12 protein-coding genes are annotated in these 14,307 nt (G+C 67.9%); 8 read left to right on the forward strand and 4 right to left on the reverse strand.

All coding sequences use genetic code 11. From position 1 onward, the window contains the following. Positions 1-45 precede the first annotated feature (45 nt). Positions 46-1,380: a CCA tRNA nucleotidyltransferase gene (locus WG924_RS16945; protein ID WP_345934284.1), complete on the forward strand. Its 1,335-nt coding sequence runs from the start codon at positions 46-48 to the stop codon at positions 1,378-1,380. Here WG924_RS16945 and WG924_RS16950 read toward each other — a convergent pair. Next, the gene (locus WG924_RS16950; protein WP_345934285.1) at positions 1,366-2,637 is read right to left on the reverse strand and encodes a type III PLP-dependent enzyme; all 1,272 of its coding nucleotides are present in this window, start codon (positions 2,635-2,637) and stop codon (positions 1,366-1,368) included. The two genes, WG924_RS16945 and WG924_RS16950, sit on opposite strands and share 15 nt — an antisense overlap. Next, positions 2,634-3,596, reverse strand: a complete 963-nt coding sequence (locus WG924_RS16955; protein WP_345934286.1) for a hypothetical protein — start codon at positions 3,594-3,596, stop codon at positions 2,634-2,636. The genes WG924_RS16950 and WG924_RS16955 overlap by 4 nt, the downstream gene beginning before the upstream one ends. Positions 3,597-4,053: 457 nt before the next feature. Here WG924_RS16955 and WG924_RS16960 point away from each other — a divergent pair, with 457 nt between their 5' ends. After that, positions 4,054-5,328: an MFS transporter gene (locus WG924_RS16960; RefSeq protein WP_345934287.1), complete on the forward strand. Its 1,275-nt coding sequence runs from the start codon at positions 4,054-4,056 to the stop codon at positions 5,326-5,328. A 4-nt stretch (positions 5,329-5,332) separates the two neighbouring features. On the opposite strand, the gene hemF is transcribed toward WG924_RS16960, so the two are convergent. After that, positions 5,333-6,274: an oxygen-dependent coproporphyrinogen oxidase gene (hemF, locus tag WG924_RS16965; RefSeq protein WP_345934288.1), complete on the reverse strand. Its 942-nt coding sequence runs from the start codon at positions 6,272-6,274 to the stop codon at positions 5,333-5,335. Positions 6,275-6,286: 12 nt separating this feature from the next. Continuing rightward, positions 6,287-6,775: a tRNA (cytidine(34)-2'-O)-methyltransferase gene (locus WG924_RS16970; protein ID WP_345934289.1), complete on the reverse strand. Its 489-nt coding sequence runs from the start codon at positions 6,773-6,775 to the stop codon at positions 6,287-6,289. Positions 6,776-7,208: 433 nt separating this feature from the next. Between WG924_RS16970 and petA the strand changes: the two genes are divergently transcribed. From petA to WG924_RS17000, 6 genes are all read left to right on the forward strand, one after another. Then, positions 7,209-7,751 carry a ubiquinol-cytochrome c reductase iron-sulfur subunit gene (petA, locus tag WG924_RS16975; protein WP_188574047.1) on the forward strand — a complete coding sequence of 181 codons (543 nt, stop codon included), beginning with the start codon at positions 7,209-7,211 and terminating at the stop codon, positions 7,749-7,751. A 25-nt stretch (positions 7,752-7,776) separates the two neighbouring features. Beyond that, positions 7,777-9,006, forward strand: coding sequence for a cytochrome b (locus tag WG924_RS16980; RefSeq protein ID WP_345934290.1), 1,230 nt, complete (start codon positions 7,777-7,779; stop codon positions 9,004-9,006). Further along, positions 9,006-9,773 carry a cytochrome c1 gene (locus tag WG924_RS16985; protein ID WP_345934291.1) on the forward strand — a complete coding sequence of 256 codons (768 nt, stop codon included), beginning with the start codon at positions 9,006-9,008 and terminating at the stop codon, positions 9,771-9,773. The genes WG924_RS16980 and WG924_RS16985 overlap by 1 nt, the downstream gene beginning before the upstream one ends. A 305-nt stretch (positions 9,774-10,078) precedes the next feature. Further along, on the forward strand, positions 10,079-10,981 hold the full coding sequence (locus tag WG924_RS16990) for an S-methyl-5'-thioadenosine phosphorylase (protein WP_345934292.1): 903 nt from the start codon (positions 10,079-10,081) through the stop codon (positions 10,979-10,981). Positions 10,982-11,071: 90 nt separating this feature from the next. Then, positions 11,072-12,172 (forward strand): S-methyl-5-thioribose-1-phosphate isomerase, encoded by a 1,101-nt coding sequence (mtnA, locus tag WG924_RS16995; protein WP_345934293.1) that lies wholly within the window; start codon positions 11,072-11,074, stop codon positions 12,170-12,172. A gap of 70 nt (positions 12,173-12,242) precedes the next feature. Next, complete coding sequence (locus tag WG924_RS17000; protein WP_345934294.1) at positions 12,243-14,294, forward strand: bifunctional aldolase/short-chain dehydrogenase; 2,052 nt, start codon at positions 12,243-12,245, stop codon at positions 14,292-14,294. The last annotated feature ends 13 nt before the right edge of the window (positions 14,295-14,307 follow it).

Genomic DNA, 14,307 nt, shown 5'->3' on the forward strand with positions numbered 1-14,307 from the left:
ATCTGCCTGCCCCATCCCCCGCTGACACCGAGACCATACAGAGCCATGCCCAGTTCAGAACCCGTGCTGCCGGCGCGCACCGATCCGGTCGCGACCGGCCTTGCCCTGCCGCCGGCAATGACGGCGGCGCCGGTGCGCCGGGTGCTGGCGGCGCTGGCCGCCGCGGGCGGCGAAGCGCGTTTCGTGGGCGGCGCGGTGCGCGACCTGATGGCGGGGCAGCCCTCGGCCGATATCGATCTGGCGACCACCCTGCTGCCGGATGCGGTGATGGCCGCCGCAGCCCAGGCCGGCATCAAGGCGGTGCCCACCGGCATCGACCATGGCACGGTGACGCTGGTCGCCGACCGGGTGCCGGTGGAGGTGACCACGCTGCGCCGCGACGTCGCCACCGATGGAAGGCGGGCGGTGGTGGCATTCACCCAGGACTGGTCTGAAGATGCCAGGCGGCGCGATTTCACCGTCAACGCCATGTCGCTCTCGGCCGATGGCCGGTTGTACGACCCGTTCGACGGGCTGGCGGATCTGGCCAATGGCCGGGTGCGGTTCATCGGCGATGCCCGCCGCCGCATTCTGGAAGACGTGCTGCGTATCCTGAGATTCTTCCGCTTCGAGGCGCGGATCGGCCGCGGCGCACCCGATCGGACGGCGCTCGATGCCTGCCGGGAACTGGCCGAGCGGATCGACAGCCTGTCGGGGGAGCGGATCCGCGATGAATTCCTGCGCATCCTGCGCGGCCCCCGCCTGACCGGCGGCGATGGCATGATCCTGCTGATGGCCGATCTGGGGGTGCTGGATCACGTGCTGGGCGGGGTGGTCGACACCGGCCCCTTCGACGCGCTTGTCGCTATCGAAACCGAGCTTGGTATCCCCGATCCTGAACGCCGGCTGGCGGTGCTGGCGGCGGTATGTGGCCCGGCCGGCGACAGCATCGACCATTGGCGCCGGCGGATCGAGCGGTTGCGGCCGTCGAACCAGATGCTGGCGCGGGTTGCGGCGGTGGCCGAGGTGGCACCACGGTTGCCCGCGCTGCCGCCGACACCGCTGGCGGCGCGGGTCGCCGCCTACCGCGACGGCGTGGTCACGACCCGCGACCGCCTGCTGGCCGGCTGGGCGCGGGGCCGTGCCCGGGGCATCAGCGACGACACCGCTGCTGCCGGGTTCCGGGCCGCGCTGGCCGCTCTGGAGGGCTGGCAGCAGCCCGGCCTGCCGGTGGGGGGCGCCGATCTGGTCGCCATGGGGTTGAAGCCGGGGCCGGCTCTGGGCCAGGCGCTGGCCGAACTGGAAGCCTGGTGGCTGGATGAAGGCTTCCTGCCCGACCGGGCACGCTGCCTGGCCGAAGCCCGCCGGCGCTTCACGCCGCTGCCATCAGCCGGCGACTGACCGCCTGGCCGGCGGGCACATCGCGGCCGGCACGTCATCATGGCATTCCACGCGCAGCGGCGGCAGGCCGTTGAAACCGACGGAGCTGTAGCTGTGGGTATAGGCGCCGGTGGCCCCGATCACCAGCCGGTCGCCCGATCGTAGCCCCAGCGGCAGATCGACCGGCCGGCGTTCATACAGAATATCGGCGCTGTCGCAGGTGGGGCCGGCGAGCACGACCGGGCCGGTCGGTTCATCCGGCGCGCCGTCATCGGCCGACACCCGGCTGATCGGATAGCGGATGGCTTCGCCCAGCGTCTCGGCCAGCCCGTGGAACACGCCGATATCGATATACACCCAGCGCCGGGCGTCGGCGCCGGTGCCGCGATCGGCGACCAGCACCACCTCGGTTTCGATCTGCCCGGCCTCGGCGACCAGACCGCGCCCCAGTTCCGCGGCAAGCCGGGGGCGTCGGCCCAGAACCGGCAGCAGATGCCGGTCGATCGCCTGATCGACGGCCGCACTGTAATGGGCCAGCGACGGGATGTCGGTGGTGTACCGGGCGGGCAGCCCGCCGCCGATATTCACCAGCCGCAGGCGCAGCCCCGCATTCAGCAGCCGCGCCGCAACCCCGGCCACCCGTTCAAGCGCCGCATCGAAGGCATGTGGCCGCACTTGTTGTGATCCGACATGAAAGCTGATCCCGACCGGGTCGAGGCCCGAAGCCCGGGCCTGGAGCATCAATGCGACGGCCCGGTCCGGGTCGCAGCCGAATTTGCGGCTGAGCGGCCATTCGGCACCGCTGCCATCCACGTCCAGCCGGCAGAACACCATGGCCCCGGGGGCGGCACCGGCGATCTTGGCAAGATCGTCGGGGGCATCGACCGCGAACAGGCGCACGCCCAGGGCGTGGGCGATGGCGATGTCGCGGTGCTTCTTGATCGTGTTGCCGAACGAAATCCGGTCAGGCGGTGTGCCGGTCGCCAGCACGGCCTCGATCTCGCCGATGCTGGCGGCATCGAAGCGGGCGCCAAGCACTGCCAGCGCCGCCAGAACCTGCGGATGCGGATTGGCCTTTACCGCGTAATAGATGTCGAAGCCGGCGAAGGCGGCGGCGATCTCGTGCCAGCGCTGCCGGATGCGGCCGATATTCAGGCGCAACACTGGCGTCTGCGTCTGCGTCAGGGGGCGGCCGGCGGCATCGCGTGCCGGCACCAGGGCGCCAGGGGCATCGTCGGCCGGGCGGTCCGGCGGGTGGGTCAGGTCGATCAGCGTCATCGGGCAACCTTCGGGGCAGGGGGCTTCGGGGCGGGGGAAGGGCTGTGGGCGAAGGGGCAGCCGGCATTGGCGGCGGCATCCGCCGCGTCCGCCATGTCGTTGGCCGTCATCGTGCCGGCGAAGGTGCCGGCGGGGGTGAGGTCGAGTGTCGAGGGTGCCGCCGCCGCGAAGGCATTCGCCGCTTCCGCGCCGTCGAACAGGCCGATCCAGCGCTGGATGATCCGGTCGGTGTAGAGCACCGGCATGTCGTGGCGATACAGTTCCTTGCGGGTTTCGGCAAAGGCCGGATCCTGATGGCTGGCATACCAGTGCCGGTGATCGCCATCCATGAAGGTGGGGCAGAGTGCCGTGTCGGTGATCGCGATGTAATTGCGGATGGTCTTCTCGGCGAAGCGTTGCCACAGGGCCGCGGCATGGGCGAACACCTGACGCCGGGTCGCCGCGTCGGGCAGATCCCAGACCTCCATGCCATGGGCCTGCAGGCAGGTATCGCGGGTGAACATCGAAAAGGCATAGACGTCGGAATTCAGGTTCGCACAGACCACCGGTGCCGCCATCATCGGGTCATAGAGCGGATCGGCCGGATCCTGTGCCGCCGGGCAGAAGGCGACGGCGTCGAAATCGTCGAACATCAGCATGCGGTCGGTGACCGGGCAGCGCAGACGGATGCGGCGGTTCAACTGACCGCCATCGGCAAGCCGGCTGGCTGGCGTATCGGTCAGAACCGACATCAGCCCGGCCATGCGCCGCATGGCGTCGGCGGCGGGTTCTGGTGGCAGCGGGCCGCCATTTTCCGCCGTCGCCACGAACAGGCCGGCGACCGTGCGGCGCGTCTCCAGGGCTTGCAGAAAGCCGGTGAAGGTGCTGCGGACGTCGTCGGGGGTGGCGACCGGGGCAATGAAATAGCGGTCTCTCAGGAACTCGCGGCGGCCGGCGACGCAACTCAGGCTGTCGGTCATCCACCGGCGGAGCAGATCGGTTGCGGATTCTGGGCGGCTGGATGCGGCCACAGATGGACAATCGCCCGGCTGCGGCCGGACGTCGGATATCGGCGGGGCCATCGGGGGCTCTTTGCGAGGGGTGAGGCTGCGGGCTGCCGACGCCATGGCGCCAGTGACCGGCAGGCGGTCGGGGCATGTCCGGCGTATCCCGGCGGATCGGCCGACCGGCGCATGATAGCGCGTGGTCTGGGGCGGGTTGGTCCCGGCGCTCCCTTGTCCAGGCAGGTTGTGTGCGAGATGTTGTATCGCCCTGCCTTGTGAGATATATACTATTCGGAAAATATCATCGGTCAAAATAAAATTATAAGTTGATGACCGAGCCATGACGCATCCGGTGCTTGCAGGCCGCCGCCTGTGGCGCCCCCCCCTCTGTCGGAGCCGGCCGCCGATGTCCTCCCCGCCGTCTGAGCCGCACATGCCGTCACCCGGAACGTCGCCCGCTCCGCCATCCACCCCGCCATCTCTCGCCAGCCGCAACCGCCGGTTGGCAGGGCTGGTCGCGGTCAACCTGCTGTCGGTTCTGGCGCAGATCGTTCAGATCGGTACGATCGCGCCGTTGCTGGCGCTGTCACTGGACGGGCGCGGCGTCGATGCCAGCCTGATCGGTCTGGTTGCGGCGGCACCTTGGGCCGTGATCCTGCTGGTGTCGCGCTTCGTGCCACGGATCATCCACCGGTTGGGCTTGGCCGGCACCTGCCTGATCGCCATCGCGCTGACGCTGCTGGCGCTGGGTGGCATGGCTGTGGTCGATGATCCTCTGGGGCTGATGGCCCTGAACGGGCTGGCCGGGCTGGGCCTGATCCTGCGCTGGATCGCCTGCGACACCTGGATCGTGCGCATCGCCGATGATGCCATCCGTGGCCGGGCGATCGGCAGCCATGAAACCCTGATGGGGCTGGGCATTGCCCTGGGGCCGGCGCTGATCGCGCTGACCGGCCATGACGGGGTGGTGCCGTTCCTGGCGGCCGGCCTGCTGGTGGCGGCGGGGCTGGTGCCGCTGGCGCTGCTGGCCCGGATGGGGCTGAACGGCAGGCCCGGTGTGCCGCCGGCCGGGCGGGGGGCCGGAATGGGCCTGATCCGGCTGTTGCCGGTGGCGCTGCTTGGTGCCTTCGCCTGCGGGGTGGCGGAAACCGCCTCGATCGCGCTGCTGCCGCTCTATGCGGCGGCGGCGGGGCTGGGCATCGTGGCGGCACCCCTGTTCGCCACGGCCTTCGGCACCGGCGGCACCGTTCTGCAGATGCCGCTGGGGCTGGTGGCCGACCGGCTGGGGTTTCGCGGCGCCCAGCTCGGCTGTGCCGCGCTGGCGGTGCTGGGGGCGGCCCTGCTGCCGCTGGTCGACCCGCTGGGGCCATGGCCCTGGGCGGGGCTGCCCTGGCTGCTGGTGTTTCTGTGGGGCGGCGCCGTCGGCGGCATGAACACCCTGGCGGTGATCGAGGCCGGTGCCCGTGTCGACGACGATCACATGAGTGCGGCGATGACCGCGATCGCCTTCGCCTACACCATGGGCGGCTTCGCGGGGCCGGCGGCGGCGGGTGTCGCCATGGATCTGATGTCGATGAACGGGCTGCTGATGGTGGCCGGCGGCGTGGCGCTGGCGGTGCTGCTGGCGGGGCTGTGGCTGGGGCGACGTGTGCCCGCCGCAGCCCCGGCGATCACCGAACGCCACCCCTCCGACACGCCATCCCGTTGAGGGCTCAGGGCCATTTCGCCGCGGGCGGCATCGACATCAGGATCGCCTCGGTATGGCCGCCGGTCTTCAGGCCGAACTGGGTGCCGCGATCATAAAGCAGGTTGAATTCGGCATAGCGGCCGCGGCGGATCAACTGATGCTCGCGCTCGGCCTCGGTCCAGGGGCGGTTCATATGCTGGCGGATGATCGCCGGAAACACGCTCAGGAAGGCGGTGCCGACATCGCGGGTGAAGGCGAAGTCGCGCGCCCAGTCGCCGCTGTCCAGATAGTCATAGAAAATCCCGCCGACGCCACGCTTCTCGCCCCGGTGGGGCAGGTCGAAATAGTCGTCGCACCAGGCCTTGAAGCGCGGATAATAGGCCGGATCATGGGCGTCGCAGGCGGCCTTGAAGGCGCCGTGGAACCGCTCGGTATCGGGCGCGTGGGGGGTGATCGGGTTCAGGTCGCCGCCGCCGCCGAACCAGCCCAGTGTGGTGCGGATATGGCGGGTGTTCATATGGGCGGCGGGCACATGCGGCGACCACATATGAGCGACCAGCGAAATCCCCGCGGCCCAGAACTGCGCGCCGGCACCATTGGCGCCCCCCTCGGCGGGCGCGCGATCGGCGCCGGGGATCGCCTTGGCGAAGTCGGGCGAAAAGCTGCCATGGACGACCGAGATGTTCACGCCGACCTTCTCGAACACCCGGCCGCGCATCACCGACATCTCGCCGCCGCCGCCGCCGGGGCGGTCCCAGGTGCTGCGGGTGAAGCGGCCGGCGGCCATGGCGGCGTTCATCGGCCCCGCATAATCATCCTCGATCGCCTCGAACGCCGCGCACATCCGGTCGCGCAGATCCCGGAACCAGGTGCTGGCAGCGGCGCGGCGGCTGGCGGCGGTGGCCGCATCCTCCGCCGGTGCCGTGCGGGCGCGGGCCTCAAGGGCGGCGCGGGCGTCGAAGCTCATCAGGTCGTCTCCTCAGGGCTGGGCCGGTATCGCGCCATCGGCATCGAAGCCGCCGGTCTGGCGCAACGCCTCTCCCAATACCATGGATGCGGCGACCGCGACATTCAGCGATCGAAACCCCGGCCGCAACGGAATCCGCACCCGCAGATCGGCCGCCTGATGGACATGGTCGGGCACGCCGGCGCTTTCGCGGCCGACCATCAGGATGTCGTCGGCGCGGAAGACGGCCTCGGTATGGGGCAGGGCGCCTGCCGTGGTCAGCAGCACCAGACGTCCGGGCAGCCGGCCCTGGCGGCGCTCGTCCTGGAAATGCACCCAGCTCGCATGGCGGTGCACGGCCGCGCGCGCCGCGTAATCCATACCGGCGCGTTTCATCCGCGTGTCCGACACTATGAAGCCGCAGGGCTCGATGATGTCGACGGCCAGCCCCAGACAGGCGCCGAGCCTGATGCAGGTGCCGGCATTTCCGGGAATATCGGGTTCGAACAGAGCAAGGCGCATGCGGGTGGAACCCTCGGCATCGGGGGTGGCGCAAGAGATCCGCGACGTGTCAATCACGGCCTTGTAACATGGGATGGGGCGCCACCCTTTGCAAAGGGGGCGTTTTTCGGTATACCCCTTGCGACGCGGCGGCGGCCCGTCGGCCCGGTGGCTGTCTCTGGCAGGCATCGGGACCGGAGCGGCGGTCGCGATCGGGCGGGACGAGAGGATCAAGAATGTCGAGGCTCGCAACGGCCGCAACCCGGCCCTGCGACAACCTGACGCATCCACCTGTCCGGGTACCGCAGACAGTATCCGTGTAGATCGACGTACCCTTGTGTTAAGGGAACGTCGGCGACGGAAGTTTGCGGCATTCGGCCGGATCCCGTTCGACCGCAGGCGAGACCGAGGCTTGCGCCCGATGAAGGTGTGAGAGCGACGAAAGGTTTGCGACATGGCGAACACGGTGCCATCCGGCGGCCACCACGAACATGGTGACGGAGCCACGCGCCGCGACTTCCTGATGCTGCTGGCTGGCGGCGGCGCTGCGGTGGGTGCCGCAGCGCTGGTCTGGCCGCTCATCGACAGCATGAATCCGGCGGCAGACGTTCTGGCGCTGGCATCGACCGAGGTGAATATCTCGCAGATCGAGGCCGGCCAGTCCGTGACCATCACCTGGCGCGGCAAGCCGGTGTTTGTCCGGCACCGGACCGAGAAGGAAATCGAGGAGGCACGGTCGGTCCCCCTCTCGGATCTGCCCGACCCTCAGACAGATGCGGACCGCGTCGAAAAGCCGGAATGGCTGATCGTCGTTGGCGTATGCACCCATCTTGGTTGCGTGCCCCTCGGCTATCAGGGCGATTACGATGGCTGGTTCTGCCCGTGCCATGGCTCGCATTACGACACGTCGGGTCGTATCCGCCGCGGGCCTGCGCCTCTGAACCTGCTCGTCCCGGAATACGTGTTCCTCGACGACAGCACCATCCGCATCGGGTAACCAAGAACAAGGTTGGGGTAGGGCGATGAGCAGTCCCTCGACCGGCAGCCGTGTGTCGAACTGGATCGACCACCGTTTGCCGATCATCTCCTTCGCACGGGAACACTTGATCGAGTACCCGGCGCCGAGGAATCTGAACTACTGGTGGAACTTCGGCTCGCTGGCCGGCATCGCTCTGGTTCTCCAGATCGTGACCGGTATCGTGCTGGCGATGTCGTACACCGCCCATGTCGACATGGCGTTCGACAGCGTCGAACGCATCATGCGCGACGTGAATTTCGGCTGGCTGCTGCGCTATGCGCATGCCAACGGCGCATCGATGTTCTTCATCGTCGTCTACATCCACATTTTCCGCGGCCTGTACTATGGATCGTACAAGGCGCCGCGCGAAATTCTGTGGTGGCTGGGCGTGATCATCCTGCTGCTGATGATGGCCACCGCGTTCATGGGCTATGTGCTGCCCTGGGGCCAGATGAGCTTCTGGGGTGCCACCGTCATCACCAACCTGTTCTCGGCCATCCCGCTGGTGGGTGAGAGCATCGTGACCTGGCTGTGGGGTGGCTTCTCGGTTGCCAACCCGACCCTGAACCGGTTCTTCAGCCTGCACTATCTGCTGCCCTTCGTGATCGTCGGTGTCGTGGTGCTGCATCTCGCGGCTCTGCATACCCATGGGTCGAACAACCCGCTGGGTATCGACAAGAAGACCAAGAAGGACGTCATCCCCTTCCATCCGTATTACACGATCAAGGATCTGTTTGGCCTTGGCGTGTTCTTCATCGTGTTCGCGGTGTTCCTGTTCTTCGCGCCAAATTTCTTTGGCGAGCCGGACAACTACATCCCCGCGAATCCGCTGGTGACGCCGGCGCATATTGTGCCGGAATGGTACTTCCTGCCGTTCTACGCCATCTTGCGCGCTGTTCCGAGCAAGCTTGGCGGTGTGCTGCTGATGTTCGCCTCGATCTTCGTGCTGTTCCTTCTGCCCTGGCTCGATACCTCGCGGGTCCGCAGCGCCAAGTTCCGTCCGGTCTTCAAGATCTTCTATCTGTTCCTGGTGATCGACATCGCCCTTCTCGGCTGGGCCGGTGGCCAGCCCGCGGAAGGCTTGGCGGTGGTGATTGGCCGGCTTGCGACCGCTTGGTACTTCCTCCACTTCCTGGTGCTGCTGCCCTTGCTCGGCTGGTTCGAACGGCCGCGGCCGCTGCCGGAGAGCATTGCCCAGGCGGTGCTTGGTGACCGTGCGATGGAGAAGGCGTGATGCGCAAGGCGATCCTCAGCACTCTTGCGGGTCTCGGGCTGCTGGCTGGCGTGGCGGGCTCCGCCCACGCCGCCGGCCCCACCGAAGCCCTGCCCGACGTGTCGTTCAGCCATGAAGGCGTGTTCGGCAGCTATGACCGGGCGGCCGCACAGCGCGGCTTCCAGGTGTTCGAGCAGGTCTGCTCGGCCTGCCATTCGGCCAAGTACCTGACCTTCCGCAACCTTGCCGACCTCGGCTATAACGAGGACGAGATCAAGGCGATCGCGGCGAAGAAGCAGGTCGAAGACGGCCCGGACGGCAATGGCGACATGTTCCAGCGCCCGGCCGCCGCGTCGGATGCCTGGCCCAGCCCCTATGCCAATGACAACCAGGCCCGGGCGTCGAATGGTGGCGCGCTGCCGCCGGACCTGTCGCTGCTGGCCAAGGCCCGCCTGGGTGGCGAGCACTATGTCTACGCGGTTCTCACCGGCTATGAAGAGCCGCCGGCAGGCGTCGAGGTTCGTCCGGGCCTCTATTACAACAAGTACTTCCCCGGCCATATGATCGGCATGCCGCCGCCGCTGGCGAACGACATGGTGCCTTATGGCGACAATACGCCGGCCACCGTTCAGCAGATGTCGCATGACGTCTCGGTCTTCCTGACCTGGCTCGCCGAGCCGAAGATGGAAGAGCGCAAGCAGATGGGTATCAAGTCGATCCTGTTCCTGCTGGCCCTGACCATCCTGTTCTATGTGGTCAAGCGCCGGATCTGGGCCCGCATTCACTGATTGCGGCCGATCGATCCTGACTGTCCGACCAGACGCGGGGCCGCCCTTGAGATCAGGGGCGGCCCCGTTTCCGTTCAGGTGGCATGATGCGGTGGATGCAGATGCGATGCATTGGCGCGATCGAACTTAACGCAGGGTAGAAAATTCCCTCCGAACCACGCACAATGCGAGCGGCCAGGGGTGATGGCCGCCAGCGGCGGGCCGGGTGCGCAGGGACCCAGGCGGGCGGGGAACCTGGCGGGCGGGAACCTGGCGCGCGGGGGGAGAGGCCGATCAATCGGCCCGATCAGAGGAGACGAGGACGGATGGCATCGACGATCGGTTTGGGGGCGGATGGCCGGCCCGTGATCGGCATCATCGGCGGCAGTGGCGTCTATGATATTCCGGGCCTGTCGGATATCGGCTGGCGCCGGATCAACTCGCCATTCGGCGACCCGTCCGACGAGCTGATGTTCGGCCGGCTGGGTGATCTGCAACTGGTCTTCCTGCCCCGCCACGGGCGCGGCCATGTTCATGCGCCGTCGGACCTGAACTACCGCGCCAATATCGATGCGATGAAGCGCGCGGGGGTGACCGAGATCCTGTCGGTGTCGGCTGTCGGCTCGCTGAAAGAGGATCTGGCGCCCGGTACCTTCGTGATCGTCGACGATTTCATCGATCGCACCTTCGCGCGCGAGAAGAGCTTCTTCACCAAGGGCTGTGTTGCCCATGTGTCGGTCGGCCACCCGGTCTGTCCGCGCATGGGGGATGCGGTCGAGGCGGCCGGTGCCCGCATCGGCCTGTCGATGCATCGCGGCGGCACCTATATCGCGATGGAAGGGCCGCAATTCTCCACACTGGCGGAATCGAGGCTCTATCGCAGTTGGGGCGCCAGCGTGATCGGCATGACCAACATGCCCGAGGCGAAACTCGCCCGCGAGGCCGAACTTTGTTATGCGACCGTCGCCATGGTGACCGATTTCGATAGCTGGCATCCTGAACACGACAAGGTGACGGTCGATCAGGTGATCAAAGTGCTGCTGGGCAATGCCGACAATGCCCGCACGCTGGTGCGCGAGGTGGCGCCGCTGCTGGGCGCGCGCCGCGAGACCTGCCATGCCGGCTGCCACACCGCCCTGGATTATGCGCTGATCACCGCGCCCGAGAAGCGGGATCCGGCCCTGCTCGCCAAGCTCGACGCGGTCGCCGGCCGGGTGCTTGGCGCCTGACCGCCAATGGTGCCTGACCGCCAATGGTGCCTGACCGCAGCCGGTCTTGTCCGTTTCATCCGTTTCACGCGCCACAGCGGAGCCTGCCCCATGGATGACAGCCGCTTTACCCACCGCACCGTCTGGCTTGAGCCGGACGGCCGCACCGTCGGCATCCTGGACCAGACCCGGTTGCCGTTCGAAACCGTCAACGTCGCCCTGAAGACGTCGACCGATGCCGAGATCGCGATCCGCGACATGCTGGTGCGCGGTGCGCCGCTGATCGGTGCCGTGGGCGCCTATGGCCTGGCGCTGGCCCTGGCCGAGGATGCCTCCGATACCGGGCTGGCCGCGGCCTATGACCGGCTGCACGCCACGCGCCCGACGGCGATCAACCTGCGCTGGGCGCTGGACGATGTGCGGGCGCGGGTGGCCGGACTGGCGCCGACGGCACGTGTCGACGCGGCGTATGCCCGTGCCCGCGAGATCGCGGACGAGGATGTGGCCATCAACCGGGCGATCGGCGAGAACGCCTTCGGGCTGATCGAGACCCGCCACAAGGCGGTGGGCGGCAACCGGCCGGTGAACATCCTGACCCATTGCAATGCCGGCTTCCTGGCGACGGTGGGCTGGGGCACGGCGCTGGCCGGCATCTTCATGGCCCATGCCCGCGGCCTGCCGGTGCATGTCTGGGTGGACGAGACCCGGCCGCGCAGCCAGGGCGCCTATCTGACCGCCTGGGAACTGCGCGAGGCGGGCGTGCCGCACACGGTGATCGCCGACAATGCCGGCGGCCATCTGATGCAGCACGGTCAGGTCGACATGTGCATTGTCGGCACCGACCGGGTGGCGGCGAATGGCGATGTCTGCAATAAGATCGGCACTTATCTGAAGGCGCTGGCCGCGTTCGACAATGGCGTGCCGTTCTATGTGGCGCTGCCCTATCCGACCATCGACTGGCGGGTGGCCGATGGCGTGCGCGACATCCCGATCGAGGAGCGCTCCCCGACCGAGGTGACGCAGGTGCGCGGGCGGCTGCCGGATGGTGCCGTCGCCGATGTGACGGTGATCGAGGGCAGTGCCGCGGCCAACCCGGCTTTCGACGTCACCCCGGGCCGGCTGGTCACGGGGCTGATCACCGAGCGCGGGGTCTGTGTCGCCAGTGGCGAGGGCCTGCGCGGCCTTTATCCTGAGCGCGCCGCCGCCGAGTAAGGCCGGCGCGTGTCCCCAGAGGCCGGGGCCCGGCCCCGGCCGCGACCAACAATCGAGGTGAGTTCAAGCGATGCGCAACCGCTGGGCAGATGCGGACGCCGCGGCCATGGTGGCCCGATATGTCGACCAGGGCATCAACGAGGATCTGGCGCTGAGGGTCTATACCACCCGGCTGTTGGGATCGGAGCCGCGGCTGGTGCTTCATGGCGGCGGCAACACCTCGGTCAAGACCGCCATGACCGATACGCTGGGCGAGATGGTCGATGTGCTGTGCGTGAAGGGCAGCGGCTGGGACATGGGCGTGATCGAGCCGGCCGGCCTGCCGGCGGTGCGGCTTCTGCCGCTGCGCCGGCTGGAGGCGCTGGAGGCGCTGGCCGACGAGGATATGGTCAATTTTCAGCGGCTCAATCTGCTGGATGCGGCGGCACCGAACCCGTCGATCGAGACCCTGCTGCACGCTTTCCTGCCGCATAAATTCATCGATCACACCCATGCGAATGCGGTGTTGTCGCTGACCGATCAGCCGGATGGCGAGCAGATCGTCCGTGACCTCTATGGCCGGCGGCTGGCCTATGTGCCCTATATCATGCCCGGTTTCCTGCTGGCCAAGACCGCGGCGCGGATCGTGCGCGAGACGCCGGATGTCGAGGGCATGGTGCTGCTGAAGCATGGCATCTTCAGCTTCAACGACGATGGCCGCACCGCCTATGATCTGATGATCGAGTTCGTCTCGATGGCCGAAGAGCGGCTGCGGCAGGGCCGCCGCACGCTGGTTCAGGTGGCTCTGCCCGGGCCGGTCGCGGGTGCGGCGGCGGTGGCGCCGATCCTGCGCGGCTTGACGGCATTGCCGGATGTGAAGGCCGAGGGTGGCCGCAGGCCCTTCGTGCTGGAGCATCGCGCGACCGAGGCCGTGCTGGCCTTCGCCAACAGCGCCGATCTGGACCGGATCGCCAATTCGGGCGTGGCCACCCCCGATCATGTGATCCGCACCAAGCCGGCGCCGCTGGTGCTGCCCGCGCCGGTCGCGGGCGAACTGGCGGCGTTCCGGGCGTCGGCTGAAACGGCGCTCGATGCCTATGTCGCGCGGTATCATGACTATTTCAATCGCAACAATCAGCGTCTGGACGGGGTGAAGACCGAACTGGATCCGATGCCGCGGCTGATCGTCGTGCGCGGCCTTGGCCTGTTCGCCCTGGGCAAGTCGATGAAAGAGGCTCGGATCGCCGCCGATGTCTATGAAGCGGCGATCGAGGTGATCACCGATGCCGAGGGCGTCGGCCGGTTCGAGAGCATCCCCGAGCCTGACCTGTTCGATGTGGAATACTGGTCGCTGGAACAGGCGAAGCTGGGCAAGGGGGCTGAAAAGCCATTGCAGCGGCGGATCGTCGCCGTCACCGGTGGCGCCGGCGGCATCGGTGCCGCCTGCGCGCGCGCTTTCGCGGCGGCGGGTGCCGAGGTGGCCGTGCTCGATCTGGATGCGGCGGCGGCAGCCGGCGTGGCGAAGCCGCTGGGCGGGATCGGCATCGGCTGCGACGTTACCGATCCGGCCTCGGTCGCTGCCGCCATGGACGCGGTGGTGGCGGCATTCGGCGGGCTCGACATCCTGGTCAGCAATGCCGGCGCCGCCTGGCAGGGCCGGATCGGCGAGGTCGAGGAAGATGTCCTGCGCCAGAGCTTCGAGCTGAATTTCTATGGCCATCAGCGTGCCGCCCAGGCGGCGGTGGCGGTGATGAAGGCCCAGGGCTTCGGCGGCCAACTGCTGTTCAACACCTCGAAACAGGCGATCAATCCGGGGCCGGATTTCGGGCCCTATGGTCTGCCCAAGGCCGCGACGCTGTTTTTGTCGCGGCAATACGCGCTCGATCATGGCCGCGACGGCATCCGCTCCAATGCGGTCAATGCCGACCGGGTGCGATCGGGTCTGCTGACCGACAAGATGGTGGCGGCGCGATCGAAGGCGCGGGGGTTGTCGGAAGCCGACTATATGGGCGGCAACCTGCTTGGCCGCGAAGTGACCGCGGCCGATGTGGCCCAGGCCTTCCTGGATCTGGCGCTGGCCACCAGGACCACCGGCTCGGTCACCACGGTGGATGGCGGCAACATCGCCGCCGCTCTGCGCTGATCGGCGCTGCCTG

This window comes from Tistrella arctica (genome assembly GCF_039630945.1).
Lineage (GTDB): Bacteria > Pseudomonadota > Alphaproteobacteria > Tistrellales > Tistrellaceae > Tistrella > Tistrella bauzanensis.

Coding starts and splice junctions, on each gene's coding strand:
- petA (WP_188574047.1), top strand. CDS start 7,209: ATGGCGAACACGGTGCCATCCGGCGGCCACCACGAACATGGTGACGGA.
- WG924_RS16990 (WP_345934292.1), top strand. CDS start 10,079: ATGGCATCGACGATCGGTTTGGGGGCGGATGGCCGGCCCGTGATCGGC.
- WG924_RS16980 (WP_345934290.1), top strand. CDS start 7,777: ATGAGCAGTCCCTCGACCGGCAGCCGTGTGTCGAACTGGATCGACCAC.
- WG924_RS16970 (WP_345934289.1), bottom strand. CDS start 6,775: ATGCGCCTTGCTCTGTTCGAACCCGATATTCCCGGAAATGCCGGCACC.
- hemF (WP_345934288.1), bottom strand. CDS start 6,274: ATGAGCTTCGACGCCCGCGCCGCCCTTGAGGCCCGCGCCCGCACGGCA.
- WG924_RS16985 (WP_345934291.1), top strand. CDS start 9,006: ATGCGCAAGGCGATCCTCAGCACTCTTGCGGGTCTCGGGCTGCTGGCT.
- WG924_RS17000 (WP_345934294.1), top strand. CDS start 12,243: ATGCGCAACCGCTGGGCAGATGCGGACGCCGCGGCCATGGTGGCCCGA.
- mtnA (WP_345934293.1), top strand. CDS start 11,072: ATGGATGACAGCCGCTTTACCCACCGCACCGTCTGGCTTGAGCCGGAC.
- WG924_RS16945 (WP_345934284.1), top strand. CDS start 46: ATGCCCAGTTCAGAACCCGTGCTGCCGGCGCGCACCGATCCGGTCGCG.
- WG924_RS16960 (WP_345934287.1), top strand. CDS start 4,054: ATGCCGTCACCCGGAACGTCGCCCGCTCCGCCATCCACCCCGCCATCT.
- WG924_RS16955 (WP_345934286.1), bottom strand. CDS start 3,596: ATGACCGACAGCCTGAGTTGCGTCGCCGGCCGCCGCGAGTTCCTGAGA.
- WG924_RS16950 (WP_345934285.1), bottom strand. CDS start 2,637: ATGACGCTGATCGACCTGACCCACCCGCCGGACCGCCCGGCCGACGAT.